This window comes from Comamonas koreensis, assembly GCF_021026195.1.
GTDB lineage: Bacteria > Pseudomonadota > Gammaproteobacteria > Burkholderiales > Burkholderiaceae_C > Comamonas > Comamonas koreensis.
The window spans coordinates 365,010-390,245 of sequence record NZ_JAJNCT010000005.1; the positions used below are offsets into that span (position 1 = coordinate 365,010).

At 63.6% G+C, this 25,236-nt stretch carries 21 protein-coding genes; 12 read left to right on the forward strand and 9 right to left on the reverse strand.

From position 1 onward, the window contains the following. Positions 1 to 17: 17 nt before the first annotated feature. From LPW39_RS03755 to LPW39_RS03770, 4 genes are all read right to left on the reverse strand, one after another. Positions 18 to 1,103, reverse strand: coding sequence for a TRAP transporter substrate-binding protein (locus tag LPW39_RS03755; RefSeq protein ID WP_230771445.1), 1,086 nt, complete (start codon positions 1,101 to 1,103; stop codon positions 18 to 20). Positions 1,104 to 1,370: 267 nt separating this feature from the next. Further along, positions 1,371 to 3,284, reverse strand: a complete 1,914-nt coding sequence (gene dxs / locus LPW39_RS03760) for a 1-deoxy-D-xylulose-5-phosphate synthase (RefSeq protein ID WP_230771447.1) — start codon at positions 3,282 to 3,284, stop codon at positions 1,371 to 1,373. A gap of 125 nt (positions 3,285 to 3,409) precedes the next feature. Further along, positions 3,410 to 4,318, reverse strand: coding sequence for a polyprenyl synthetase family protein (locus tag LPW39_RS03765; RefSeq protein ID WP_133858061.1), 909 nt, complete (start codon positions 4,316 to 4,318; stop codon positions 3,410 to 3,412). A gap of 9 nt (positions 4,319 to 4,327) precedes the next feature. Next, positions 4,328 to 4,585 (reverse strand): exodeoxyribonuclease VII small subunit, encoded by a 258-nt coding sequence (locus LPW39_RS03770; RefSeq protein ID WP_230771449.1) that lies wholly within the window; start codon positions 4,583 to 4,585, stop codon positions 4,328 to 4,330. 396 nt (positions 4,586 to 4,981) lie between these two features. On the opposite strand from LPW39_RS03770, the gene LPW39_RS03775 reads away from it, so the two are divergent. The 3 genes from LPW39_RS03775 (at position 4,982) to LPW39_RS03785 (ending at position 8,122) form a co-directional block, all read left to right on the forward strand. Beyond that, positions 4,982 to 6,121 (forward strand): aromatic ring-hydroxylating oxygenase subunit alpha, encoded by a 1,140-nt coding sequence (locus LPW39_RS03775; RefSeq protein ID WP_230771451.1) that lies wholly within the window; start codon positions 4,982 to 4,984, stop codon positions 6,119 to 6,121. Between the two features lie 97 nt (positions 6,122 to 6,218). Continuing rightward, positions 6,219 to 7,100, forward strand: coding sequence for a DMT family transporter (locus tag LPW39_RS03780; protein ID WP_230771453.1), 882 nt, complete (start codon positions 6,219 to 6,221; stop codon positions 7,098 to 7,100). A 101-nt stretch (positions 7,101 to 7,201) separates the two neighbouring features. Next, positions 7,202 to 8,122 carry a sulfurtransferase gene (locus LPW39_RS03785; RefSeq protein ID WP_230771455.1) on the forward strand — a complete coding sequence of 307 codons (921 nt, stop codon included), beginning with the start codon at positions 7,202 to 7,204 and terminating at the stop codon, positions 8,120 to 8,122. 66 nt (positions 8,123 to 8,188) lie between these two features. Here the strand turns inward: LPW39_RS03785 and LPW39_RS03790 are convergent, their stop codons facing one another. The 3 genes from LPW39_RS03790 to ppc all read right to left on the reverse strand — a co-directional run bounded on the left by LPW39_RS03790 (position 8,189) and on the right by ppc (position 13,629). Beyond that, positions 8,189 to 10,123: a trypsin-like peptidase domain-containing protein gene (locus LPW39_RS03790; protein WP_230771457.1), complete on the reverse strand. Its 1,935-nt coding sequence runs from the start codon at positions 10,121 to 10,123 to the stop codon at positions 8,189 to 8,191. A gap of 136 nt (positions 10,124 to 10,259) precedes the next feature. After that, on the reverse strand, positions 10,260 to 10,592 hold the full coding sequence (locus LPW39_RS03795) for an SMR family transporter (RefSeq protein ID WP_133858066.1): 333 nt from the start codon (positions 10,590 to 10,592) through the stop codon (positions 10,260 to 10,262). Between the two features lie 151 nt (positions 10,593 to 10,743). After that, complete coding sequence (gene ppc / locus LPW39_RS03800) at positions 10,744 to 13,629, reverse strand: phosphoenolpyruvate carboxylase (RefSeq protein WP_407928782.1); 2,886 nt, start codon at positions 13,627 to 13,629, stop codon at positions 10,744 to 10,746. Between the two features lie 171 nt (positions 13,630 to 13,800). On the opposite strand from ppc, the gene hemC reads away from it, so the two are divergent. The 9 genes from hemC to galU all read left to right on the forward strand — a co-directional run bounded on the left by hemC (position 13,801) and on the right by galU (position 24,235). Continuing rightward, positions 13,801 to 14,721, forward strand: coding sequence for a hydroxymethylbilane synthase (gene hemC / locus LPW39_RS03805; RefSeq protein WP_230771459.1), 921 nt, complete (start codon positions 13,801 to 13,803; stop codon positions 14,719 to 14,721). A 19-nt stretch (positions 14,722 to 14,740) separates the two neighbouring features. After that, complete coding sequence (locus tag LPW39_RS03810; RefSeq protein WP_230771461.1) at positions 14,741 to 15,577, forward strand: uroporphyrinogen-III synthase; 837 nt, start codon at positions 14,741 to 14,743, stop codon at positions 15,575 to 15,577. After that, on the forward strand, positions 15,574 to 16,713 hold the full coding sequence (locus tag LPW39_RS03815; protein WP_230771463.1) for a uroporphyrinogen-III C-methyltransferase: 1,140 nt from the start codon (positions 15,574 to 15,576) through the stop codon (positions 16,711 to 16,713). Before LPW39_RS03810 ends, LPW39_RS03815 begins: the two co-directional genes overlap by 4 nt. Positions 16,714 to 16,716: 3 nt before the next feature. Beyond that, the gene (locus LPW39_RS03820) at positions 16,717 to 18,003 is read left to right on the forward strand and encodes a heme biosynthesis HemY N-terminal domain-containing protein (RefSeq protein WP_230771465.1); all 1,287 of its coding nucleotides are present in this window, start codon (positions 16,717 to 16,719) and stop codon (positions 18,001 to 18,003) included. A gap of 270 nt (positions 18,004 to 18,273) precedes the next feature. Beyond that, a complete protein-coding gene (locus LPW39_RS03825; RefSeq protein ID WP_230771466.1) occupies positions 18,274 to 18,837 on the forward strand; it encodes a cytochrome b in 564 nt (187 codons plus the stop codon). Positions 18,838 to 18,868: 31 nt separating this feature from the next. Then, positions 18,869 to 19,444: a YceI family protein gene (locus tag LPW39_RS03830; protein WP_230771468.1), complete on the forward strand. Its 576-nt coding sequence runs from the start codon at positions 18,869 to 18,871 to the stop codon at positions 19,442 to 19,444. Positions 19,445 to 19,504: 60 nt separating this feature from the next. Then, the gene (locus tag LPW39_RS03835) at positions 19,505 to 20,080 is read left to right on the forward strand and encodes a YceI family protein (RefSeq protein ID WP_230771470.1); all 576 of its coding nucleotides are present in this window, start codon (positions 19,505 to 19,507) and stop codon (positions 20,078 to 20,080) included. A 255-nt stretch (positions 20,081 to 20,335) separates the two neighbouring features. Beyond that, a complete protein-coding gene (locus tag LPW39_RS03840; RefSeq protein WP_230771472.1) occupies positions 20,336 to 23,239 on the forward strand; it encodes a valine--tRNA ligase in 2,904 nt (967 codons plus the stop codon). Between the two features lie 108 nt (positions 23,240 to 23,347). Then, positions 23,348 to 24,235 carry a UTP--glucose-1-phosphate uridylyltransferase GalU gene (gene galU, locus LPW39_RS03845; protein ID WP_230771474.1) on the forward strand — a complete coding sequence of 296 codons (888 nt, stop codon included), beginning with the start codon at positions 23,348 to 23,350 and terminating at the stop codon, positions 24,233 to 24,235. Positions 24,236 to 24,308: 73 nt separating this feature from the next. Here galU and LPW39_RS03850 read toward each other — a convergent pair whose 3' ends face one another. Together LPW39_RS03850 and LPW39_RS03855 are read right to left on the reverse strand one after the other, a co-directional pair. After that, entirely contained in the window at positions 24,309 to 24,536 is a 228-nt protein-coding gene (locus LPW39_RS03850; RefSeq protein ID WP_027010629.1) for a sulfurtransferase TusA family protein, read from the reverse strand. Between the two features lie 28 nt (positions 24,537 to 24,564). Beyond that, positions 24,565 to 25,191 carry an NUDIX hydrolase gene (locus tag LPW39_RS03855; RefSeq protein ID WP_230771476.1) on the reverse strand — a complete coding sequence of 209 codons (627 nt, stop codon included), beginning with the start codon at positions 25,189 to 25,191 and terminating at the stop codon, positions 24,565 to 24,567. Between the last annotated feature and the right edge of the window lie 45 nt (positions 25,192 to 25,236).

A 25,236-nucleotide genomic window follows, 5' to 3' on the forward strand; every position in this document is an offset into this window, starting at 1 on the left:
CTGGCGCATCCTCCCGATCAGGGCAGTTTGACCTGGGCCATGTACTGGTTGAACGGGTACTCGGAGAAGCGGTTCCACAGGATCTGGTCCTTCTGGAAGGCGCGCATGTCCTGGTGGATCTTCTTGAACTCGGGCGACTTGGCTTCGTGCTCGGCAAAGGTTTCCATCGAAGCCTTGAAGCCAGCGTCCATCAGCTCCTTGGAGAACGGCTTGAGCTGGGTCTTGTTGGCCACCAAGTTCTTCAGCGCGATGGGGTTGAGCACCTGGTACTTGGCGGTCATGTCGGCTGCTGCCACGCGGGTAGCGGCGTCCAGAATGGCCTTGTTCTCGGGCGACAGTGCGTTGTACTTTTTGATGTTGATGAAGAACTCCAGATCGGCCGAGCCTTCCCACCAACCGGGGTAGTAGTAGAACGGCGCCACCTTGTTGAAGCCCAGCTTTTCATCGTCGTAGGGGCCAACGAATTCAACGGCATCCAGGGTGCCCTTTTCCAGCGCCTGGTACACGTCACCAGCAGGCATGTTCTGCGCCACCACGCCCAGCTTGGCCATGGCCTCACCGAACACGCCGCCGCCCATGCGCATCTTCAGGCCCTTCAAGTCGGCCACGGTCTTGATTTCCTTGCGGTACCAGCCGCCCATCTGGGTGGTGGTGTTACCGGCCGATGCGGTCTTGAAGTTGTACTTTTCAAAGAACGCGTCGAGCAGCTTGCGGCCATTGCCGTGGTCCTTCCAGCCCGCCATCTGCAGGGTGGTCAGGCCAAAGGGCACGGCGCAGCTGAATGCGAAGATCGGGTCCTTGCCGGTGAAGTAGTAGGCCGCCGTCTGGGCCATGTCGATGGTGTCGCCCTGCAGCGCATCGACCACGCCGAACGCGGGCATCAGCTCGCCTGCGGGGTGGACCGAGATTTCAAACTTGCCGCCCGACATGGCCTTGACGGCCGAGGACAGCTTTTCAGCGGAGCCGAAGATGGTGTCGAGCGACTTGGGGAAGCTCGAGGCCAGGCGCCAGCGCACTGCTGCCTGCGCATGCACCGCCGGCGCTACGCCTGCGGCCAGAACGCCAGCGATACCGGCATTTTTGATAAGCGAACGACGATCCATGTATGTCTCCAATTATTTGTAGAAAGTAAAGGTAGCTATCCTGCCATAGGCGCATGCCGCTTTTAGCTTTGCAAATTGTAGAAATGGTTGCAGAAGTGACTTCAGCGGGTTTTCCCCAGCGTAGGACCAAGGATTTTGTTCGCATTGCGCCACAGCCCATGCCTCGCCCGCAGCGGCCTCAGTGCAGCGCCGTCGCAAGCAACAAAAAGCCCGGTACGCAAAGGACCGGGCTTGTCGGCGGGCACCAGGCGCAGACCTGGCCGTGTATCAGGCCGCAGCGCTCTGGCCGGCTGCCGCCTCAGGCAGCGCAAAGCGCTCGCGAATGCTGCGCTCGATACCCGCAGCATCGAGGCCCTGCATGGTCATCAGCTTGGCCGGGTCGCCATGCTCGATGAAAACATCAGGCAAGCCCAGCTGCAGCACCGGCACATCGAGATGCAGTTCCTGCAGCGCTTCGAGCACCGCACTGCCAGCGCCACCCATCAGGCAGCCGTCCTCCACGGTGACCAGGGCCTCATGGCTTTGCGCCACTTGCTGCAGCAGTTCGGTGTCAAGCGGCTTAGCCCAGCGCATGTTCACCACGCTGGCGTTCAGGGCCTCGCCCGCCTGCAAGGCCGGGTAGAGCAAGCTGCCAAAGGCCAGGATGGCGACGCGCGGGCGTCCGGCCACGGCAGGCTGGGCCTGGCGGCGGATCTCGCCCTTGCCAAAGGGCAGGCCTTCCAGCGATTCGAGCGGGGCCACACCGGCACCGGCACCACGTGGGTAGCGCACGGTCACCGGGTGGTTCTGTGCAAAGGCCGTGCTTAGCAGCTGGCGGCATTCGCGCTCATCGGCCGGGCAGGCCACGCTCATATTGGGGATGGCGCGGGTAAAGGCGATGTCGTAATTACCGGCATGGGTGGCGCCATCGGCACCTACCAGGCCGGCGCGGTCCAGTGCAAACACCACGGGCAGGTTTTGCAATGCCACATCGTGGATCAGCTGGTCATAGCCGCGCTGCAGGAAGGTCGAGTAGATGGCGACCACGGGCTTGAGCCCTTCGCAGGCCAGGCCGGCGGCGAACGTGACGCTGTGCTGCTCGGCGATGCCGACATCGAAGTAGCGCTTGGGAAAGCGCTTTTCAAACTCGACCATGCCCGAGCCTTCGCGCATCGCCGGGGTGATCGCGACCAGGCGCTCGTCCTGCGCCGCCATGTCACACAGCCAGTGGCCAAACACCTGGGTGAAGGTCGGCTTGGGAGGCGTGGCGGGCTTGACCAGGCCAATGGCCGGGTCGAACTTGCCAGGACCATGGTAGGCAACGGGATCGGCCTCGGCCAGCTTGTAGCCCTGGCCTTTTTTGGTGACCACATGCAGAAACTGCGGGCCCTTGAGCTGGCGGATGTTCTCCAGGGTAGGGATCAGCGAATCGAGGTCATGGCCATCGATGGGGCCGATGTAGTTGAAACCGAAGTTCTCGAACAGGGTGGCAGGCACCACCATGCCCTTGGCCTGCTGCTCCAGGCGCTTGGCCAACTCCAGCAGCGGCGGCACCTGCTTGAGCACGCTCTTGCCCACGCCACGCGCCTTGGCATAGAACTGGCCGCTCATCAGCTGCGCCAGGTAGCGGTTGAGCGCGCCCACCGGCGGGCTGATGCTCATGTCGTTGTCGTTCAGGATCACCAGCAGGTTGGCATCGCTGACACCTGCATTGTTCAGTGCTTCGAAGGCCATGCCGGCGGTCATGGCGCCATCGCCAATGATGGCCACGGCCTGGTGGTCGCTGCCCTTGATCTTGAAGGCCTCGGCCATGCCCAGTGCCGCCGAGATGCTGGTCGACGAGTGGGCGGTGCCAAAGGCGTCGTATTCGCTCTCGCTGCGCAGCGGAAAGCCCGAGATGCCGCCCCACTGGCGCAGGCCCTGCATGCGGTCGCGGCGGCCGGTCAGAATCTTGTGCGGATAGGTCTGGTGGCCCACATCCCAGACAAAGCGGTCGTGGGGTGTGTCGTAGACGGCGTGCAATGCGATCGTCAGCTCCACCGTGCCCAGGTTGGAGCTCAGGTGGCCGCCGGTCTTGGACACGCTCTCGAGCACAAATTCCCGCAGCTCACGCGCCAGGGTCTTGAGCTCGGCGCGCGACATCTTGCGCAGATCCGCCGGGTCGTTGACGGTGGCTAGCAGGGGAAAGGTCTTCGTGGACATACTATGGTTTGGTCACTTGCTACGCATACCTCGGAAGCATCCGCGCAGTTTTTTTACTGGAATGGCAAGGGGCTATGTTAGCGCCTTGAGCCCGGTTAAGCCGTCACAAGGCGCATTTGGCCTACTCAATGGCTGCGGCGCACTACCATGTCGGCCAGTGCAGCCAGCGCCGCCGTCTGCGGCAAACCGCTGCCCGCCAGCGCCTGCTGGGCCTCGGCCAGCAGCTCATGGGCGTAGTCGCGTGCGGGCTGCAGGCCCATCAGCGATACATAGGTGGGCTTGTCGTTGTCGGCATCCTTGCCGGCCGTCTTGCCCAGGGTTGCAGAGTCGGCCACCACATCGAGCACATCGTCGATCACCTGGAAAGCCAGCCCCAGGGCCGCGCCGTATTGCTTCAGTGCTGCCAGCGCTGCGCCCTGGATGCCGGCACAGGTGGCGCCCATCTCGACGCTGGCTTGCAGCAGCGCACCGGTCTTGAGCTTGTGCATCTGCTGGAGCTGGTCGCGCGTCAGCTGCTTGCCAACGCTGGCCAGGTCGATGGCCTGGCCACCGGCCATGCCGTTGTAGCCCGCAGCCCAGGCCAGTTGGCGGCACAGGCGCGCCTGCACGCCATCGGAGATGGCACTGCCCTCGGGCACCAGGATCTCGAAAGCCAGCGCCTGCAGCGCGTCGCCCGCCAGCAGCGCCTGGGCCTGGCCAAACTGCACATGGACCGTGGGCTTGCCACGGCGCAGCACATCGTTGTCCATGCAGGGCATGTCGTCATGCACCAGCGAATAGGCATGGATCAGCTCCACCGCGCAGCCGGCGCGCAAGGCGGCCTCTGCCTGGGCGGCATCCAGCTGGCCTACAGCCTGGGCGGCTGCCAGCACCAGCAAGGGGCGCAGGCGCTTGCCGCCATCGAGCACGGCGTAGCGCATGGGCTCGCCCAGGTTGGCGGGGGCATCGGCAGCAATCCACAGCGTGAGGGCGTCTTCGACGCGGGCGAGTTCCTGGCTGCACCAGAGTGCAAAATTATCGTGCGCTGAAGTCATTGTTAGAACTTATTCCTCGCTGGTCCAGGGCTTGAGCTGGCCCTCATCCAGTACTTTGATCTGGTCCTGCACCGCCTCAAGCTTGCCCCGGCAGAACGCCAGCAGCACCGCGCCGCGCTGGTAGGCGGCCAGCATGTCCCCCAAAGGCAGCTGACCGGACTCGATGCGCGCGACCAGACCTTCGAGCTCCTGCAGCGCGCTTTCGTAGTTATCGGGTTCGGGCAGGTCTGGCGTAGCAGACATCTTGGAAGCAGTGGCCTTGGGCATGGGCAAAGGGGGCAGACAGGGTGCCCGGGTGCATGGATGTAAAGGCTCGATTTTAGGCGCATGGGAAGCGACCGCGAACACAGCGGCGACCGCAGGTGCTGGCGGAGGCTGCAGGCCGGGGCCAATTCCCACAAAAAATCCTGGCGATCTATGGTGAAATAAGCGGCTGCAGCTATCAATTTGATAATATTGGCAGACTGTCGATGCCACCGTCAACCAGTGACAAGCCATGTCATTTATGACAATTCACGCATGGACGGAACGGGAATAACCCCACTGGGTATAATCCCATTTTTCGCGAAACCGGCCATCCTTTGTTGTTGCTGCCGGTTTTATTTTTTTCTCCGCGTGCGCACGCGCACCCTCCCTGTGGGGAGTCTTTAGGTCAGGTCACCCATGTCTGATTTAAGTCTTCAACTGCAGCAGGCCGCAAGCCAACTTCCAGTTTCAAGCTACTTTGATCAAGCGCTGTTTGAGCGCGAGATGCAAACCATCTTCCAGAACGGCCCCAAGTACGTGGGCCACCAGCTGGCGATTCCCGAGATTGGCGACTACTACGCCCTGCCCCATGAGAAGGAAGGGCGTGCCCTGGTGCGCAATGCCGCAGGCCAGGCCGAGCTGATCTCCAACGTCTGCCGCCACCGCCAGGCGGTGATGCTCAAGGGCCGAGGCTCGCTGAACCACCAGCAAAAAGGCAGCGCTGGCGGCAACATCGTCTGCCCGTTGCACCGCTGGACCTACAGCCCCAGCGGCGAGCTGCTGGGCGCGCCGCATTTTGCGCAGGACCCCTGCCTCAACCTGAACAACTACAAGTTGCAGGAATGGAATGGCCTGCTGTTCGAAGACAACGGTCGCAATATCCAGGCCGACCTGGCCAATATGGGCCCGGCAGCAGCCTTGAGCTTTGACGGCTTTGTGCTCAACCATGTCGAAATGCACGAGTGCAACTACAACTGGAAGACCTTTATCGAGGTCTATCTGGAGGACTACCACGTCGGCCCCTTCCACCCCGGACTGGGCAATTTCGTCACCTGTGACGATCTGAAGTGGGAGTTTGCCAAGGAGTACTCGGTGCAGACGGTGGGGGTGGCACCCAGCTTTGCCAAGCCCGGCTCGGACATCTACAAGACCTGGCACGAGGTGCTGCTCAACTTCCGCCAGGGCAAGATGCCCGAGCACGGCGCGATCTGGCTGACCTACTACCCGCACATCATGGTGGAGTGGTACCCGCATGTGCTGACGGTCTCGACCCTGCACCCGCTGAGCGTGGACCGAACCCTGAATGTGGTGGAGTTCTACTACCCCGAGGAAATCAGTGCTTTCGAGCCTGAGTTTGTGCAGGCCCAGCGCGCCGCCTATATGGAAACCGCCATCGAGGATGACGAGATTGGCGAGCGCATGGATGCCGGCCGCAAGGCCTTGTATGAGCGCGGCGACAACGAAGTCGGCCCCTACCAGAGTCCGATGGAAGACGGCATGCAGCACTTCCACGAGTGGTATCGGGGTATGATGCAGGCCGCTGTTCCAGACAAGTGATCTGCCACAGCCAGGCACTCCCAACTATCTAGACCGGTCTAGACCCATATAGCTGCTAGCGCTTTGCGATAGCAGCTTTTTTATTTAGAAGTTTCCCATGCAAGCCCTTTGGATGGTGGCCGCTGCGTTCATGTTTGCACTCATGGGCGTGTGCATCAAGTTCGCCTCTGTGTATTTCAACGCGGCCGAGATCGTGTTCTACCGGGGTCTCATCAGCATGGCGCTGATCTGGTGGCTCACCCGGCGCCAGAATATCTCCCTGACCACCCGCTACCCCAAGATGCATGCCTGGCGCAGCTGCATCGGCGTTACATCGATGGGCATGTGGTTCTATGCGATCGGCAAGCTGCCGCTGGCCACCGCGATGACCTTGAACTACATGAGCAGCCTATGGGTGGCAGCCTTTGTCGTGGGCAGCGCCCTGCTCACCTGGCGCCCCAAGGGCGAGGGCGACCAGCCCGCGCTGAATATTCCGCTGGTGCTGACGGTGATCAGTGGCTTTTGCGGCGTCATTCTGATGCTGCGCCCCAATATCGAGGCAGACCAGATGTTTGCCGGCCTGGTGGGGCTGATGTCCGGCCTGATCTCGGCCTTTGCCTATATGCAGGTGGTGGCCTTGTCGCGCATGGGCGAGCCCGAGCAGCGCGTGGTCTTCTACTTTGCGGTGGGTTCGGCCATCGCCGGCGGCCTGGCCACCTTGTTTGTCGGCACCTCCCGCTTCCCCGGCTGGCCCGCTCTGTGGCTGATCCCTGTCGGCATTCTGGCCGCCGGTGCCCAGCTGGCGATGACACGCGCCTACGGCTCGGCCACCACGCGCCGCGCCACCCTGGTCGTCGCCAACCTGCAGTACTCGGGCATTGTGTTTGCGGGCCTGTTCAGCATCGTGGTCTTTGGCGACCAGATTCCAGCCATCGGCTGGATGGGCATGGCCTTGATCGTCGGCAGCGGCATCGTCGCGACGGTACTGCGCAAGCGCTGATCCAGGCAGACGGCCTGCGGCATGGTGATGCCACCCGGGTTGGCTGCAGCGGGCGCGGCACTGCCACATAATGTTTGCAAGATTCTTCCTGGAGCTCCGCCATGGCCACCCCACCCCTTACCACTGCCTACACCACCCTGATCACGGTCACCCAGTTGCAGGCGCTGCAGCAGTCCAGCCCGCAGCAGGTGATGGTGTTTGACTGCAGCTTTGACCTGACCAAGCCAACCGCTGGCGCCGAGCAGTTTGCCCAGGCCCATATTGCGGGCGCCGTCTACGCCAATCTCGACAAGGACCTGAGCGCCCCGCATGGCGCCCTGAGCCACGGCCAAAGCATCGCGGCCACCGACCTGGGCCCGCCAGCCTCCGGCGGCCGCCATCCGCTGCCCAGCCGGGAGCGCTTTGCGGTGTGGCTGTCGCAGGTGGGCTTTCGCAATGACATGCAGGCCGTCGTGTATGACCGCAATGGCGTGAACTATGCCGGCCGCCTGTGGTGGATGCTCAAATGGGCCGGCCATGATGCCGTGGCTGTGCTCGACGGCGGCTTGCAGGCCTGGCAGGCGGCGGGTGGTGCGGTAGAGGCGGGCGAGCCTGCCAGCCATTTCCAGAGCAACTTCGAGCTGCGTCCGGCGCTGCGCACGCTCAAGACCGCCGCACAGGTGCAGCAGGCCCTGTGTACGCCGCAAACCATCATCGATGCACGTGCGCCTGCGCGCTACCGTGGCGAGGTCGAGCCGCTGGACCCGGTGGCCGGCCACATTCCTGGAGCACTGAACCGGCCTTTTACCAGCAATATTGGTGCAGATGGCCATTTCAAGCCCGCCGCAGAGCTGCGTGCCGAGTTTGATGCACTGCTGGCCGGGCACGACCCGCAGACCGTGGTGCACCAGTGTGGCAGCGGGGTCAGCGCGTTGCCCAATTTGATAGCGATGGAGATTGCCGGTTACGCACCGACGGCGCTGTTCGCCGGTAGCTGGAGCGAATGGTGCAGCGACCCATCGCGCCCCGTCGAACGAGGCTGATGAATCGCTGCTGATTCCCGGGCCTGACCACCCTCCAGCCGGCGGACAGGCGCGGTCGGTGCCGCCTTACTGGCTGCCCCAGACGTAGTAGGCCACGCCCTCGAACCTGAACTGAGGATAAGTCCGCTCCACAAAATCACGCTCTGCGCTATTGGTGGTGTAGAAGTGCGCTCCGGTGAGGGTATTGTTGAAACGGTACATGGGCACCGATCCCTCTCCCGCAGCCTGGCGCGCATACCAGGCATCCCCTTCTGCATTGAACTGCGGATAGTTCGCGATCACAAACGCCCGCTCGTCGGCGTTGATGGTATAGAAGTGCGAGCCCGAGAGGGTGTTGTAGAAGCGGTAGACCGCCTGTGGCGCTGCAGCCGTCTGCGTGGACGCATAGAAGCCAATATTTTCATACTGGAAGCTCGGGGCACCTTGGATCAAGGCGTCACGCTCCTGCGCGTTGGCAGTGAAGAAGTGCGTGCCATTTTGCGTGTTGTAGAAGCGGTAAACCGGAATGCGGCCCGATGCGGGAGGGGTGGTCGCGCCAGCTCCTGCATCCACCAACCACTTGCGCAATGCGGGCATCACGCTGTTCAGACTGGGGTAGAAGCTGTAGGCACCGGCACCATTGGCACGGCAGCTGGCCTCCGAGGCCCCGGTCAAGACACCGGTCACGGCGCCGTTGTTGAACAGCGGCGAGCCGCTGCTGCCCTGCTGGGTCAGGCCCATGGACCAGGGCACATAGTAGTAGTTGCCAGAATTGGGCGCAGAGGTGCAGAACACACTTTTGCCATCGAGGTGGCAGTCAAAGCGCGACGACATCACACCCATGCTGATTTTCTGCAAGCCGCCATCGGGGTGGTGCACACCGACCACGGGCGTGTTGTTCGGCACGATGCTGCTGTCCCAGCCCAGGAACACGGCGCCAGCCGGCGGTGTGTCATGGAGCTTGAGCAGGGTGACATCCGGGTTGGCGCTGCTGTAGAGCAGCTGGGCCCCATTGCGCAGGTTCACACTGCTTGGGGAGAGGCTGTTGCTGGAGCAGCGGGTGGAGGTATAGAACCAGTCAGTCTCCAGCGCCGAGGCCAGGGTCTGGGTGGACATGCAGTGCGCGGCTGTCAGGAAATATGGCGTTCTCGAGCTCTGGGCGTCATTGAGCAGGCTGCCGGTGCACAGGCCGTAGTAGTAGCTGCCATCGGCCAGGCGCTCGGTCACATAGGCCATGCGGGCCACGCCCTTGCGCTCCAGCTGCAGCTGGGGATAGCAGTTCACATCCAGGTGGCAATCTACCGGATTGCCCAGTGGCAGGGACTTGGCATCCTCTTGAGTCGCATCCGTCTCCTCCGTGCCCAGCGGCAGCGACAGGTTCTCGTAGATGTGCATGATCTGCGGCAGCGAGACCTTGAGCTGCTCCGGCTTGGTGCCTGGGGGCAGTTCGATCTCTAGAGTCACCTGCTCGCCCGAGCTGCTCGGCGTCCACCAGGTGCGGCCCGCTTCACTTTTATCGCCGGCATCCAGGTTGGCCTGCAGGATTTGCATGACGCGCTGGCCGGAAATCTCGAACACCGCAGCAGGCTGGTGGTCGGTATAGAGGCGCAGCATGGCGCTGCCAGGCATCTGGTCCACCACCAGGCCCAAACGCATGCCCTGGGCGCCGCCTGAGCGCACACTCAAGGCCGCCACGGCGCCGCCGTTGGCCGATGTGACCCATTGCAGCAGTTGCGCTGTTTGCGCGGTGGACTGGGCTTGCTGCACGGCGCGCGATGCACCAATGATCTGCACAGGCAGTTCGGGGCTGGACTTCAGGCCCGCCCATTCACCCAGATCAATGGCGAGAGGCTGGATGGCGAGACCGGCTTCCATGCTCTTGGTGCGCACAAACTCCTGCGGCACGCCCGCTGGCTGCTCCAGCGCCGGCACCTTGAAGACCTGATCCGTCTGGCTCGGCAAACCTGCCGCAGCAACCAAGCCCGCCATCGCGCCCCAGCTGACCAGACTGGCCACCCCCATTTTTGCCATCCACCCCATGCCGGTACCCCTTCAGTGCTATCGATACAAAACCAAGCATTCTAAGATTTATTTTAGAAATCGCTAATGGCGTTTCTGTGTCAATAGTTGCGGTCAGCGCGTCTGTGGACAACAAGCATCAATGCCCTGCTGACTTCGAGAACAGATTGATCACCAGCACCCCGGCAATGATCAAGCCCATGCCCGCCATCGCCCCGGCATCGAGCTTTTGCCCATGCAATGCCCAGGCGATCAGCGAGATCGCCACAATCCCCACGCCCGACCAGATCGCATAGGCAATGCCGGTGGGCACGGTCTTCAAGGTCTGCGCCAGCAGGTAGAACGACAGCACATAGCCAATGCCGCAAATCAGGCTGGGCACCAGGCGGGTAAAGCCCTCGGAGGACTTCATCGCGGTGGTGGCCATCACTTCCAGCGCAATGGCGCCGCCGAGGTAGACATAGGCATTCATCACAATTCCTTTTTGTTGGGCAACGGTGCCTTAAAGGCAGACAAGCCAGCTACCCTGTAAAAATAACAAAGGCCCCGGCTTGGCGCCAGGGCCTCATCGCTGGGGCAGGTCCTTGCCCATGGCAGGGAGCCCAGTCCGCATGCAGATCACCTCAACCGGTATTGCGCAGCGCAGCAGCAATGCCGTTGATGGAGATATGGATACCGGTCTTCACCCGTTCATTGTCCTCGCCATTGCGCCAGCGGCGGATCAGCTCCACCTGCAGATGGTGCAAAGGATCGATGTAGGGAAAGCGGTGGCGGATGGAGCGCTCCAGCGCCGGATTGTTGGCCAGGCGGTTGGCCTCGCCGGTGATCAGGGCCAGCGCCTCGGCAGTGCTCTTCCATTCGGCCTCGATGGCCTGGAAAACGCGCTTGCGCAAGCGCGTGTCTGCCACCAGCTCGCTGTAGCGCAGCGCCAGCGCCATATCGCTCTTGGCCAGCACCATGTCCATATTGGACAGCAGGGTGCGGAAAAACGGCCACTGGCGGTACATCTTCTGCAGCAAGGCCCACTGCAGCTTGGCGGTCTTGCCCTCCTGGCTGACAAAGGCCTGCACGGCCGAGCCAAAGCCATACCAGCCCGGCAAGGTCAGGCGGCACTGGCCCCAGCTGAAGCCCCAGGGGATGGCGCGCAAATCCTCGATGCGCTGGCTGGCCTTGCGCGATGCGGGGCGCGAGCCGATATTGAGCTCGGCAATCTCGCGGATCGGCGTGGAGCTGAAGAAATAGCTCTCAAAGCCCTTGGTGCCGTAGACCAGATCGCGGTAGGCGGCCATGCTGGCGGCCGACAGGTCAGCGGCGGCATCCAGAAACGCCTGGCTCGCGGGCTTGGTGGGCTGCAGCAAGGTGGCTTCCAAGGTGGCGGCAACCAGAGTCTCCAGGTTGCGCCGGCCGATCTCGGGGTTGGCGTACTTGGAGGCAATCACCTCGCCCTGCTCGGTCAGGCGGATTTGACCACGCACGGTGCCCGGCGGCTGGGCCAGGATCGCCTGGTAGCTGGGGCCGCCGCCACGCCCCACGGTACCGCCCCGGCCATGGAACAGACGCAACTGCACGGGGTTGGGTTGGCTCAGTTCATCAAACAGCGCCACCAGCGCCAGCTCAGCCTGGTACAGCTCCCAGTTGCTGGTGAAGATGCCACCATCCTTGTTGCTGTCGCTGTAGCCCAGCATGATGTCCTGCTCGGCGCCGCTGCGCTGGATCAGCGCGGCGATATGGGGCAGTGCATAGTACTCGCGCATGATGGTGGCCGCATGGCGCAGGTCGTCGATGGTCTCGAACAGCGGGCTCACGATCAGGGTTGCGCGCGATTGGCCATCGTTGATGCGGCCGCTCAGCAGGCCCACTTCCTTTTGCAGCAGCAGCACTTCCAGCAGGTCACTGACCGATTCGGTGTGGCTGATGATGTAGTGGCGGATGGCATCCTGGCCGTAGAGCTGCACCGACAGGCGCGCCCGCTCGAAAATCGCCATCTCGCTCTGGCAGCGCTCGCTGTAGCTGGCACCCACCACGCGCAACGGGCGGGCATCGCTCAGCAACTGCAGCAGCAGCTCGCGCTTGGCGGCCTCGTTCAGCTGGCTGTAGTCGGCCTGCAGGCCCGCAGTGGCTAGCAGTTCGGCGATCACCGCCTCGTGCTGGTCCGAGCTTTGGCGCAGGTCAACCGTGGCCAGGTGAAAGCCAAACACCTGCACCGCACGGATCAGCGGCGACAGGCGCTGCTCGGCCAGCGCGCGGCCATGGTGGTCGCGCAGGGAGTCTTCGATGACGCGCAGGTCGGCCAGAAACTCCTCGCTCGTCGCGTAGGGGTTTTGCGGCGCCACCGCATGGCGGGCGGCTTCACCACCGCTGAGGTTCTTCAAGGTCGCGGCCAGGCGCGCATAAACGCCAATCAGCGCGCGGCGGTAGGGCTCGTCCTCGCGGTGCTGGCTGGTATCGGGTGAGCGCGCGGCCAGCGCCTGCAAGGCAGCGGTATTGCCAGCCAGGCGCTGGGACATGGACAGCTCACCGCCCAGATAGTGCACCTCGGTCAGGTAGTGGCGCAGCACCAGGTCGGACTGGCGGCGCAAGGCTTCCTGCAGGCTCTTGGCGGTGACATTGGGGTTGCCATCGCGGTCACCACCAATCCACTGGCCCATGCGCAAGAAGGTGGCCAGGTCGCGCTCGCCCAGCTCGCGCTCCAGCGCGGCGTAGAGCTTGGGAATCTCGGTCAGGAAGGTGGCCTGGTAGTAGCTCAGCGCATTGTCGATCTCGTCCTCGACCGTCAGCTTGGAGTAGCGCAGCAGCCGCGTCTGCCACAGCTGGGTGACCTGGGCGCTCAGCTGCAGCTCGTTGTCCGCCAGCTGGCGCGGGGTCAGGGTGTCCTTGCTGCTGTTGAACAGCTGGGCGCGCTGGGCGATATCGTCGCGCGCCACCAGCAAGGCGGCAATCGCACGCTCGGCATCCAGAATGCTCTTGCGCTGCACCTCGGTCGGGTGGGCAGTGAGCACCGGCGAGATCAGGCTGTGCGCCAGGGTCTGCGACACCGCCTTGACGGGGATGCCAGCCCAGCGCAGGCGCGCCAGGGCCACCTCGATGCTGCCCTCTTGCGTGTTGCCAGCGCGCTCATGGATCTCGCGGCGGCGGATATGGTGGCGGTCTTCGGCCAGGTTGGCCAGGTGCGAGAAATAGGTGAAGGCGCGGATCACGCTGACCGTCTGGTCGCCCGACAGGCCCTTGAGCAAGGACTTGAGCGATTTCTCTGCGTCCTGGTCGTCATTGCGGCGGTAGGCGACCGACAGCTGGCGCACCTGCTCGATCAGGTCAAAGGCGGCCTGGCCTTCCTGCTCGCGAATCACATCGCCCAGAATCCGGCCCAGAAGCCGGATGTCATCCATCAAGGGCTGGTCCTTGTCCGCACGGCGCGTCACGGCCTGGGTGGCGGCAGCGCTGCTCGCCTTGGTTTTGCGCGCCGGGGGCTTGGCGACTGCAGAAGTGTCTTTTTTGCTGGCAGTGGTCATGGGCGAAGAAGCAAAGGTGCTGAAAGATCCACGCCGCCCAAAGTCGCACTGCGCCAAAGAGCGGCGCTGCACATGCTAGCATCAGCCGCCTGTTGTGAACCGCTTGTTGACCACGTAAGGTGTCCGGCCGCCGATAAAGAGGAGACCGGGCCTGGCGTGGCGCCCCATCCCATGAGCTCCTTGTCCCTGACCATCGCCACGCGCGAAAGCCAGCTTGCCCTGTGGCAGGCTGAACATGTGCAACATATCCTGCAGCGCCTGGGCCACCAGGTGAGCCTGCTGGGAATGACCACCTTGGGCGACCAGATTCTGGACCGCACCCTGTCCAAGGTGGGCGGCAAGGGCCTGTTCGTCAAAGAGCTGGAAACCGCGCTGGAAACCGGCCGTGCCGACCTGGCTGTACATTCGCTCAAGGATGTGCCGATGGAGCTGCCACCGGGTTTTGCGCTGGCGGCCGTGTTCGAACGCGAAGACCCGCGCGATGCCTGGGTCTCCAACCACTACGCCAGCCTGCAGGATCTGCCCCAGGGCGCCGTGGTCGGCACTTCCAGCCTGCGCCGCCAGGTGCTTCTGCGTGCCTTGCGGCCCGACCTCGATATCCAACCGCTGCGCGGCAATGTCAACACCCGCTTGCGCAAGCTGGACGAAGGCCAGTACGACGGCATCGTGCTGGCCGCTGCGGGCCTCAAGCGCCTGGCGCTGGATGCACGCATCCGCCATGCCTTCGACACCGACACCATGCTGCCCGCTGCCGGCCAGGGCGCACTGGGCATTGAAGTGCGCAGCGACCGCCAGGACCTGCTGGACCTGTTTGCCGGCCTGGCCGATCAGCGCACCTGGCAGACGGTGACGGCCGAGCGGGCCGTCAGCCGCTGCATGGGCGGCAGCTGCTCCATGCCGCTGGCAACCCATGGCGAATGGAAGGACGGCCAGCTCTGGCTGCGCGCCGCCTGGGGCGACGAAGCCAATCCCAACGCCCCCCTGGTATCTGCTCAGGCCAGCGCGGCCGTCACCGACCTGGCCAGCGGCGATGCGCTGGGCCAGCAGGTGGCAGCGCTGCTGCAGCAAGCGGGCGCCCAGGTACGCCGCTGATCTGCCCGCCAGCACTGCCATGGCCCAGCCTCCGCACCGCATCATCATCACCCGCCCCCAGCCCGAAGCGGACGACTGGGTGGCCCAGTTGCGCCAGCGGGGCCTGCGGGCCGATGCCCTGCCGCTGATCGAGATCGCCGCTGCCGACAGCCCCGCTCATCAAGCAGCCAGCATGCAGGCGCGCCAGCACTGGCAGCGCTATGGTGCGCTGATGCTGGTCAGCACCAATGCGGCACGCTTTTTTCTGGACCCGGCTCTGGTGCAGGCGTTGGCCCAGCAAGCACGCGAGGCGCCCCACACCCGGCTGTGGTGCCCCGGCCCCGGCACCGCGCGGGCTGCCCAGGCACTGGGTGTGCCCAGCGATTTGATCGACCAGCCCGCCACCGATGCACCGCAGTTCGACTCTGAATCGCTGTGGACCGAGGTCGGCCCGCAGGCCGCCGCCATGGCAGCATCGGGCCAGCGCGTGCTGGTGGTGCGCGGCGCCAGTGCCGGCAGTGCGATTGACCAGCTGGTGACCGGCTCGGGCCGCGAATGGCTGGCCCGCCAGTTGCAAGCGGCCGGTGTGGGCGTGGATTTTGTCGGTGTGTACGAGCGCCGCGCGCCCGCCTGGACGCCAGCGCAACTGGCATTGGCAGAGCAAGCGCTGGCGGATGGCAGCATCTGGCTGTTCAGCAGCTCCGAGGCGGTGATGCATTTAAGCAACACATTCAGTGCCAGCGCATTGGCGCCTGCCCGGGCGCTCAGCACCCATGCACGCATCGCCCAGGCGACCCGCGCGGCAGGATTTGTCCACATTCTGCAGTGCCGGCCTGCCCTGGAAGACGTGGTGGCGTCGTTAGAATCTGCGCTATGACGCTGCCAGAGCAAGCACCGAACCCCACGCCCCCACACCCGGCCACCGCTTCCAGCCAGGTCCACCCTGCCGGCAGCCGCATGCCGCAAGCCTGGGTCTGGACGTCCGTGACCTTGGGCATTGCCGCCACCATCGCGATCATCAGCGCAGCCATGCTATGGCAGCGCCTCAACAACATCCAGCAGCAGCTGGCCCTTCAAAGCGCTGACTCGCGCAGCCAGGCAGTAGAGGCCCGAACCCTGGCCCGCCAGGCCGAAGATGTATCGCGCGACACGGCCTCGCGCATGTCGGTGATGGAAGCACGCGTCGGCGAAGTAGCCCTGCAGCGCGGCCAGCTGGAAGAGCTGGTACAAAGCCTGTCGCGCAACCGCGATGACACCATGGTCGGTGACATCGAAAGCGCCGTGCGCTTTGCGATGCAGCAAAGCCAGTTGAGCGGCAGCCCCGACCCGCTCGTCAGCGCCCTCAAGATTGCACAGCAGCGCGTGACCGTGTCGGCCCAGCCGCGCCTGGCCCCGCTGCAACGCGCCATTGCCCGTGATCTGGACCGCATTTCCGCCAGCAAATCGCTGGACACCGCCGGCCTGCTGGCCCGCATGGATGACCTGCTGCGCCAGATCGATGATCTGCCGCTGCAAAACGACGTGCTCGACAAAAACGCCCGCCGCACGGCGCCCGCCCGCAACCGGGGCAACGCATCGGCTGCACCTTCAGGCGCAGCAGCCAGTGCGAATGCCGCTGCAGACGACAGTGCAACCCCGAGCTGGTGGCTGTCTGCGCTGAGCACCGCCTGGGGCGTGGTACACGAAGAAGCCCGCAGCCTGGTGCGCGTGCGCCGCATCGACTACCCCGATGCGGTACTGCTCTCGCCCACGCAGGCGTTTTTTGTGCGTGAGAACCTCAAGCTGCGCATCCTGAACGCACGCATGGCCTTGCTGGGCCGCCAAATGAACGCCTCGCGCAATGACCTGGCTGCTGCGGCCGATGCCGTGCACAAGTATTTCGATATCTCCTCGCGCCGTGGCCAGCAAGCCGCGCAGCAGCTTAACCAACTGCAGCAGGCCATGCAGGATGTGGAAGTGCCACGCGCCAATGACACGCTGGCCGCACTGGCCACTGCGGCCGCAGGACGCTAAGCCATGAGAGCCGCACTTTGGTTGATCGGTCTGTTTGCCGTGGCCGTGGCCGCCGCCCTGTTTGCCGGCAGCAACCAGGGCAGCGTCACCCTGCACTGGCCGCCCTACCGCATCGATTTCTCGCTGAACATGGTCGTCGTGCTGCTGCTGCTGGCCTTTGTGCTGGTTTACGGCGCACTGCGCGGCGTCAGCGCCATGTTCGAGCTGCCGCGCCAGGCCAAGCGCTGGCGCATTCAGCAAAAAGAGCGCGCCATGCATGGCGCAGCGCTGGATGCCGTGACCCAGCTGCAGGCCGGCCGCTTTGTGCGCGCCCGCAAGGCTGCGCTGTCAGCCCTGGCGCAAGAGCAGGCCTTGCAGGACAGTGGCGCCGCCATCCCCAACGGCTTGCCGCTGCGCGTGCTGGGCCATGTGCTGGCGGCCGAGAGCTCGCACGCGCTGCAGGACCAGGCCCAGCGCGACCAGCACTGGGAACTGGCGATGCAGGAAGCCACCGCCCCCCAGGCCAAGAACCTGCCCGAGCTGGCCGAAGGCACCCAGCTGCGCGCCGCGCAGTGGGCGCTGGATGACCACAATGCCCACAGCGCGATCGAGCAACTGGCACGCCTGCCCCAGGGCGCCGCACGCCGCACCCTGGCGCTGCGCCTCAAGCTCAAGGCTGCGCGCCAGCTGCGCCAGGCCCTGACCGCGCTGGATACGGCCCGGCTGCTGGCCAAGCACCGTGCGTTTTCAGCTGCGGCGGCGCAGAGCATCATCAAGGGCCTGGCGACCGAGCTGATCAACGACGCCCATGACCCCGAGCAGCTGATGCAGGCCTGGCGCAACCTGGATGCAAACGAGCGCAACCTGCCCGAAGTCGGCATCCATGCCGCGCGCCGGCTGCAGCAACTGGGCGGCAACCCGCAGCAGATGCGCGAATGGCTGCTGCCCGCTTGGGAGCGCTATACAACGGGCAACAACAGCCTGCCCAGCCTGCAGGCCGAGCGCCTGGTGCGTGTGCTCGAAGACAGCATGGGGGCGCTTGATGCCACTTGGCTGGCCCGCATTGAAACCGCCCAGCAGCGCCGTCCCCATGACCCCTACCTGCAGTACTTGGCCGGATGCGCCTGCCTGCAGCGCCAGCTCTGGGGCAAGGCCCAGCAGTGGTTGCAGCAGGCTGCCCCTTCGCTTCAGGAGGAATCACTGCGGCGCCGTGCCTGGCAGCACCTGGCCCGGCAGGCGGAATACCGGGGCGATGCCGCTGCGGCCGCCCAGGCCTGGAAGCAGGCCGCGCTGGCTGGCGAGCAAGCCTGAGGCGCAGGCCCTGGCTGCGCTGAAGGCGGCCGACATACAAGGCGATACAAAGTCGCGCTCCATCTCTGTTGTTAGCGCGCCCTTGTACAGCGCCAATTTCTGCCTGCTCGGCATATGCTTATGAGCATTGGTTCTGGAACCAGCCAGGCCAGCATCGATCAATTCAATTAATTTGAACCTCGCCATCAATTGGGCTGAACTTCTACCGGTTGATCCGCTCCTACACTCGCTTCAAACAATTCCGCTGCATTCCTCGCTGCAGCGTTTTTTATGGCTACCACGACCAATAACTCCCGCTATACCGGCACAGCAATCGCGCTTCACTGGATTCTGGCCCTCGCTTTGATTGGCATATTTGCCTTCGGCCTGTTCATGACCAGCCTGCCTTTCTCCCCCACCAAGCTGAAGTACTTCAACTGGCACAAATGGGCCGGCATGACGATCCTGATTTTGTCGGCCGTGCGTATCCTGTGGCGCTTCACCCACCGCCCTCCCGCATTGCCCGAAGCCACCGCCCGCGCGATGCCCGCCTGGCAGCATGTGGCCCACCATGGCGTGCACCACCTGATGTATGCGCTGTTCTTTGCTGTGCCGCTGGTCGGCTGGATCTACAGCTCGGCAGCAGGATTTCCTATCGTGCTGTTTGGCATGATGCCCCTGCCTGATCTGGTGAGCCCTAGCCCAGCGTTGGCCGAATCCCTCAAGCCCTGGCATGCTTACCTGGCCTACGCGCTGGCGGCCTTGGTGGTCATGCATGTGGCAGCCCTGCTCAAGCACCAGCTGATCGACCGCGATGGGCTGCTGTCCCGCATGCTGCCGGGCCGCGCTTCTTGAATCATCACATTTTTTTATGGAGTCTGATCTGATGTCCAAGCTCTCCCCAACCGCCCTGTTCGCTGCCGCCCTGACTGCAGCTGCCTTTGCCGCCCCCGTGATGGCCCAGCAAGCGCTGGTGCCGGCGCAAAGCGCCGTCAACTTCGAAGCCAAGCAAATGGGCGTGCCCATCAAGGGCCACTTTCAAAAGTTCGATGCCAAGATCGCCTTCGACACCGCCAAGCCAGAAGCCAGCAAGATCCACTTCACGGTCGATACCGGCAGTGCCACGATGGGTGTCAAGGAAACCGATGCCGAACTGCCCAAGGCCGAATGGTTCAATGTGGCCAAGTTCCCGCAAGCCACCTTTGACTCCACGGCCGTCAAGGCACTGGGTGGTGGCAAGTACCAGATCGATGGCACCTTGACGATCAAAGGTAACGTCCAGAAGGTCAGCCTGCCTGTCACCCTGACCCAGTCGGGCACGACCACCACAGCCGCCGGCACGCTGCCTTTGAAGCGCCTGAACTATGCCATTGGCGATGGCGACTGGAAAGACACCTCGATGGTGGCAGACGAGGTGCAGGTGCAGTTCAAGCTGGCGCTGACCGGCGTCGGCAAGCTGTAAGCACGTTTCGCGATCTACGCTTTTTGTTCCCCCTGTTCCCTAACCTATAGGAGATACCTGATGCGCACTTCCCTGTTGGCCCTGGCCGCTGCTTCCCTGTTCGCCGGTGCTGTGCACGCGGCTCCAGCCACCTACGCGATCGACCCGACGCACACCTTTGCCACCTTCGAGATCGACCACAACGGCGCCAGCACCAACCGTGCACGCTTCGACAAAAAAGAAGGCACCCTGACCCTGGACCGCGCTGGCAAGACCGGTTCGGTCGATATCAGCATCGATACCGCTTCGGTCAACTCGGGCACGCCCGCTTTTGACAAGCACCTGCTGAGCAAGGACATCTTCAACGTGGCCGAGCACCCCAAGGCCCGCTTTCAGTCCACCAAGTTTGTGTTTGATGGCGACAAGCTCGCTTCCGTCGAAGGCAACCTGACCCTGCTGGGCAAGACCCAGCCCGTGACCTTCAAGGCCAGCAAGTTCAACTGCTACCCCAACAAGATGCTGCAGGACCGCGAAGTCTGCGGTGGCGATTTCGAAACCACCTTTGACCGCACCGCCTTCGGACTGGACTACGGCGTGAACTATGGCGCTGCCAAGAACGTGCGCCTGGTCGTGCAGATCGAAGCCGTCAAGCAGTAATCAACCCTGAACTGCATGGGGCTCACCCACAGAAGAGCCCCTGACTGCCCCCAGGCTCCAGTAGCTGCCAGTCGCCGAAGAACGGCCACTGGCAGTTTTTTTTTATGGCCATCTGCAAGGGGCACAGCCCGCCGCCGATCGGACCACAAGCCCACGCAGGCCGGTCATGGCCGCAGGCGGGCTAAAATCAGCCTATTCATTCCAAGCTATCCAACGGCATCTCGATCTGTGGTGCCGTTTTCCATTGATCACACCATGAGCGACACCAACAGCCAGCCGATTTCCCAACCAGGTCTCGATAGCCTGTCCAAGTCTTTTGAGCCTTCGGCCATCGAAGCCCAGTGGGGCCCGGAATGGGAAAAGCGCGGCTATGGCAATGCCGGCTATCGCGGCACCGGTGCGCCCAATGCAGAATCGGTCGCGGCACACCGGAACTTCTCCATCCAGCTGCCGCCCCCCAATGTGACCGGCACCTTGCACATGGGCCATGCGTTCAACCAGACGATCATGGATTCGCTGACCCGCTACCACCGCATGAAGGGCTACAACACGGCCTGGATTCCGGGCACCGACCACGCCGGTATCGCCACGCAGATCGTGGTGGAGCGCCAGCTGCAGGCTGCCGGCCAAAGCCGCTATGACCTGGGCCGCGAGAACTTTGTCGCCAAGGTCTGGGAGTGGAAGGAACAGTCGGGCAACACCATCACCACGCAGATGCGCCGCATGGGCGATACCGTGGACTGGAGCCGCGAGTACTTCACGATGGACGACAAGCTCTCCAAGGTGGTGACCGATACCTTCGTCAAGCTCTACCAGCAAGGCCTGATCTACCGAGGCAAACGCCTGGTGAACTGGGACCCGGTGCTGCAATCTGCGGTGTCCGACCTCGAAGTGGAAAACCAGGAAAAAGACGGTTCGCTGTGGCATATTGCCTACCCGCTGACCAATGGAGAAGGCCAGTTGGTGGTGGCCACCACCCGCCCCGAGACCATGCTGGGCGACGTGGCCGTGATGGTCCACCCCGAAGACACGCGCTACCAGCACCTGATCGGCCAGACCGTGACCCTGCCGCTGGTGGGCCGCCAGATCCCGATCATTGCCGACGACTATGTGGACCGCGAGTTCGGTACCGGCGTGGTCAAGGTCACGCCTGCGCATGACCAGAACGACTACCAGGTGGGCCAGCGCCACAAGCTGCCGATGATCGTGGTGCTGACCCTGGAGGCCAAGATCAACGATGAGGCGCCCGAAAAATACCGTGGCATGGACCGCTTTGTCGCGCGCAAGGCCATCGTGGCCGACCTCGAAGCCCAGGGCCTGCTGGTCGAGACCAAGAAGCACAAGCTGATGGTGCCCATCTGCGACCGTACCGGCCAGGTGATCGAGCCCATGCTGACGGACCAGTGGTTCATCGCGATGAGCAAGGTCAGCGACCAGGACCCCACAGGCAAGAGCATTGCACAAAAGGCCATCGATGCCGTGGCCTCGGGCCAGGTGCAGTTTGTGCCCGAGAACTGGGTCAACACCTACAACCAGTGGATGAACAACATCCAGGACTGGTGCATCTCGCGCCAGCTGTGGTGGGGCCACCAGATTCCGGCTTGGTATGACGAAGAGGGCAACATCTATGTCGCCAAGAACGAGGCCGAAGCGCAGGCACAGGCGCCCGGCAAGGTGCTGCGCCGCGACGCCGATGTGCTGGACACCTGGTACTCCTCGGCCATGGTGCCGTTCAGCACGATGGGCTGGCCCGACCAGACAGACGCCGCCGATGACAACTACAACCTGTACCTGCCCTCGTCGGTGCTGGTGACCGGCTACGACATCATCTTCTTCTGGGTCGCCCGGATGATCATGATGACCACGCACTTCACCGGCCGCGTCCCGTTCACGCATGTCTACATGCATGGCCTGGTGCGCGATGCGCAGGGCAAGAAGATGTCCAAGTCCGAAGGCAATGTGCTGGACCCTGTCGATCTGATTGACGGTATTGCACTGGAGCCGCTGCTGGACAAGCGCACCGTGGGCCTGCGCAAGCCGGAGACCGCGCCGCAGGTGCGCAAGAACACGCAAAAAGAATTCCCCGAAGGCATTCCCGCCTATGGCGCCGATGCGCTGCGCTTTACCTTTGCTGCGCTGGCATCGCTGGGCCGCTCGATCAACTTTGACAGCAAGCGCTGCGAAGGCTACCGCAACTTCTGCAACAAGCTGTGGAACGCCTCACGCTTTGTGCTGATGAACTGCGAAGGCCATGACTGCGGCCTGCTGGAGCACAGCAAGGACCAGTGCGCCGCCGGCGACTACCTGCAGTTCAGCCAGCCGGACCGCTGGATCGTCTCGCAGCTGCAAAAGGCCGAGGCCGAGGTGGCCAAGGGCTTTGCCGAGTTCCGCCTGGACAACGTCGCCAACACCATCTATGACTTTGTCTGGAACGAGTACTGCGACTGGTACCTGGAGATCGCCAAAGTGCAGATCCAGACCGGCAACGAAGCCCAGCAACGCGGCACCCGCCGCACCCTGATCCGCACCCTGGAAACCATTCTGCGCCTGGCCCACCCGATCATCCCGTTCGTGACCGAAGCGCTGTGGCAAAAGGTTGCCCCGGTGGCCGGCCGCGCAGGTGCATCGATTGCGATTGCCGCCTATCCGCAAGCCCAGGCCGAGAAGATCGACAACGAGGCCATCGCCTATGTGGAGCGCATCAAGCAGATGGTGGACGCCTGCCGTGCGCTGCGCGGTGAAATGGCTGTCTCGCCAGCACAACGCCTGCCGCTGCTGACGGTGGCCGGCTCTGCCGATGGCGCTGCCTTCCTGCGCGCCAATGCCGATGTGCTGAAGAACCTGGCCAAGCTGAGCGAAGTCAAGGTGTTTGACGACGAGGCCACCTGGGCGGCTGAAGCCCAGCACGCACCGGTATCGGTGGTGGGCGATGCCCGCCTGGCGCTGTTTGTCGAAGTGGATGTGGAAGCCGAGAAGCTGCGCCTGGGCAAGGAGATCAAGCGCCTTGAGGGCGAGATCACCAAGGCCAACGCCAAGCTGTCCAACGAGGCTTTCTGCGCCAAGGCACCCGCTGCCGTACTGGACCAGGAGAAAAAGCGCGTGGCAGACTTTGGTGCTTCGCTGAGCAAGCTGCAAGAGCAGCTCCAGCGCCTGGGCTGAAACGGCCGGGGCGGTGCAAAAATCAGCACATAATGCCCCTTGGCCCTGCACACAAAGGCGCAGCTAGCTGCGCCTTTGTCACATCCAAGTCCTGAAACCCAAGTATTTATGACTACACCGACCCGTGTCCGCAAAGCCGTTTTCCCAGTCGCAGGCCTGGGCACCCGCTTCTTGCCTGCCACCAAGGCATCGCCCAAGGAAATGCTGCCCGTCGTGGACAAGCCCCTGATCCAGTACGCGGTGGAAGAGGCCTACGAGGCCGGCATCCGGGACATGATCTTTGTCACTGGCCGCAGCAAGCGCGCGATCGAGGACCACTTCGACACCGCCTATGAGCTGGAAAACGAGTTGGAAAACGCCGGCAAGCAGGCCATGCTGGACTTGGTGCGCAGCGTCAGCCCCGATGACATGAACTGCCTGTTTGTGCGCCAGCCCCGCTCGCTGGGCCTGGGCCATGCGGTGCTCTGCGCCGAGCCGCTGGTGGGCAACGAGCCTTTTGCCGTGCTGCTGGCCGATGACCTGATGACCGGCGCGCCAGGCGGCCCGGGCGTGATGGCGCAGATGACGGCGGCATTCTCCAAACAAGGCCGCTCGCTGCTGGCCGTGCAAGAGGTGCCGCTGGAGCACACCAAGCGCTACGGCATCGTCAAGGGCGAGCCCGCAGGCGGCCCGCTGATGCGCATTGACGAGATCGTCGAAAAACCCGCACCGGAAAAAGCCCCCTCCCGCATGGGTGTGGCGGGCCGCTATGTGCTCACCCCCGGCATCTTCGACGAGATCCGCAACCAGCCCAAGGGAGTGGGTGGCGAGATTCAGCTGACCGACGCCATCGAGCGCCTGATGCACAGCGAGACGGTGTACGCCTACCGCTACAGCGGCAAACGCTATGACTGCGGCAGCAAGGAAGGTTTTCTGCAGGCGACGGTAGAGTTGGCGCTGCAGCACCCTGATGTGGGCGATGATTTCCGAGCCTTCCTGAAAGAGCTGCAGATCTGAGTCTGCGCGTAACCTCCCCCACTAAAAAGACCTGCTGATGCAGGCCTTTGTTTGGGAATGCGCGAGCGCCAGGCTAGCGGCGGCGCAGGATATGGATGAACTCCTCACCCACGGTCTGCTGCTCCACCAGCTCATTGCCGGTCTGCTTGGCAAAGGCCTGGAAATCCCGGATCGAGCCGGTATCGGTCGCCACCACCTTGAGCAGTTGCCCGCTCTGCATCGTGGCCAAGGCTTTCTTGGCCTTCAAAATCGGCAGCGGGCAGTTCAGCCCGCGCGTGTCCACTTCCTGGTCAATATCCATCGTGCTCATTCGTTGTTGATCGCCAGACTCAGTCCAGGCGGGGTGCCACCACAAAGCGGGCATCCTCTTCCCAGTAGTTCACCGGCCATTTGGCGGGATCGGGATCCGGGTTGGGATTGTTGGGGCGGAAGGCGCCAAAACGCACCGGCTCGCCCTTGCTCTTGACCCATTCGGCCATCGCATAGCCCGTGCCGGACGGCCAGCACAGCACGTCCTGCGCGGTCTTCCACTGGTATTCCACCAACTCGGGCGACAGGCGCACATCCTCGGGCCGGCCGTCAACGCGCACATGGTAGGCGATCAGCACCTGGTTCATGCGCAGAAACTCCCAGCAGCCAATCAGGCGCAAGGCCTTGGTCTGCAAGCCGGTTTCTTCCAGCACCTCGCGGGCAATGCCGGCCTCCGGCGATTCACCGGCTTCCATGAAGCCAGTGATCAGGCCAAACATGCCGGGCTGCCACATGGCATTGCGCGCCAGCAGCACCTGGCCCTGGTCGTTCTCGACAACGGCGGCCAGCACGGGGGTGGGGTTGCCCCAGTGCGTCCAGCCGCAAGCGGGGCAGCGCAGACGGCTGACATCGCCGCTGTCCTCGGCCATCACTTTCCATTGCAGCGCCGTGGCGCAGTTCACGCAAAATTTCGTTTCGTATTGCATAAGGCTTTCATGCCAGCAGCCGGGCGCTAGGGGCCCGGCCTGCGC

Excerpts from the sequence above, each read along its gene's own strand:
- LPW39_RS03755 (WP_230771445.1), bottom strand. The coding sequence starts at position 1,103 with ATGGATCGTCGTTCGCTTATCAAAAATGCCGGTATCGCTGGCGTTCTG.
- dxs (WP_230771447.1), bottom strand. The coding sequence starts at position 3,284 with ATGTCCACGAAGACCTTTCCCCTGCTAGCCACCGTCAACGACCCGGCG.
- LPW39_RS03765 (WP_133858061.1), bottom strand. The coding sequence starts at position 4,318 with ATGACTTCAGCGCACGATAATTTTGCACTCTGGTGCAGCCAGGAACTC.
- LPW39_RS03770 (WP_230771449.1), bottom strand. The coding sequence starts at position 4,585 with ATGCCCAAGGCCACTGCTTCCAAGATGTCTGCTACGCCAGACCTGCCC.
- LPW39_RS03775 (WP_230771451.1), top strand. The coding sequence starts at position 4,982 with ATGTCTGATTTAAGTCTTCAACTGCAGCAGGCCGCAAGCCAACTTCCA.
- LPW39_RS03780 (WP_230771453.1), top strand. The coding sequence starts at position 6,219 with ATGCAAGCCCTTTGGATGGTGGCCGCTGCGTTCATGTTTGCACTCATG.
- LPW39_RS03785 (WP_230771455.1), top strand. The coding sequence starts at position 7,202 with ATGGCCACCCCACCCCTTACCACTGCCTACACCACCCTGATCACGGTC.
- LPW39_RS03790 (WP_230771457.1), bottom strand. The coding sequence starts at position 10,123 with ATGGGGGTGGCCAGTCTGGTCAGCTGGGGCGCGATGGCGGGCTTGGTT.
- LPW39_RS03795 (WP_133858066.1), bottom strand. The coding sequence starts at position 10,592 with ATGAATGCCTATGTCTACCTCGGCGGCGCCATTGCGCTGGAAGTGATG.
- ppc (WP_407928782.1), bottom strand. The coding sequence starts at position 13,629 with ATGACCACTGCCAGCAAAAAAGACACTTCTGCAGTCGCCAAGCCCCCG.
- hemC (WP_230771459.1), top strand. The coding sequence starts at position 13,801 with ATGAGCTCCTTGTCCCTGACCATCGCCACGCGCGAAAGCCAGCTTGCC.
- LPW39_RS03810 (WP_230771461.1), top strand. The coding sequence starts at position 14,741 with ATGGCCCAGCCTCCGCACCGCATCATCATCACCCGCCCCCAGCCCGAA.
- LPW39_RS03815 (WP_230771463.1), top strand. The coding sequence starts at position 15,574 with ATGACGCTGCCAGAGCAAGCACCGAACCCCACGCCCCCACACCCGGCC.
- LPW39_RS03820 (WP_230771465.1), top strand. The coding sequence starts at position 16,717 with ATGAGAGCCGCACTTTGGTTGATCGGTCTGTTTGCCGTGGCCGTGGCC.
- LPW39_RS03825 (WP_230771466.1), top strand. The coding sequence starts at position 18,274 with ATGGCTACCACGACCAATAACTCCCGCTATACCGGCACAGCAATCGCG.
- LPW39_RS03830 (WP_230771468.1), top strand. The coding sequence starts at position 18,869 with ATGTCCAAGCTCTCCCCAACCGCCCTGTTCGCTGCCGCCCTGACTGCA.
- LPW39_RS03835 (WP_230771470.1), top strand. The coding sequence starts at position 19,505 with ATGCGCACTTCCCTGTTGGCCCTGGCCGCTGCTTCCCTGTTCGCCGGT.
- LPW39_RS03840 (WP_230771472.1), top strand. The coding sequence starts at position 20,336 with ATGAGCGACACCAACAGCCAGCCGATTTCCCAACCAGGTCTCGATAGC.
- galU (WP_230771474.1), top strand. The coding sequence starts at position 23,348 with ATGACTACACCGACCCGTGTCCGCAAAGCCGTTTTCCCAGTCGCAGGC.
- LPW39_RS03850 (WP_027010629.1), bottom strand. The coding sequence starts at position 24,536 with ATGGATATTGACCAGGAAGTGGACACGCGCGGGCTGAACTGCCCGCTG.
- LPW39_RS03855 (WP_230771476.1), bottom strand. The coding sequence starts at position 25,191 with ATGCAATACGAAACGAAATTTTGCGTGAACTGCGCCACGGCGCTGCAA.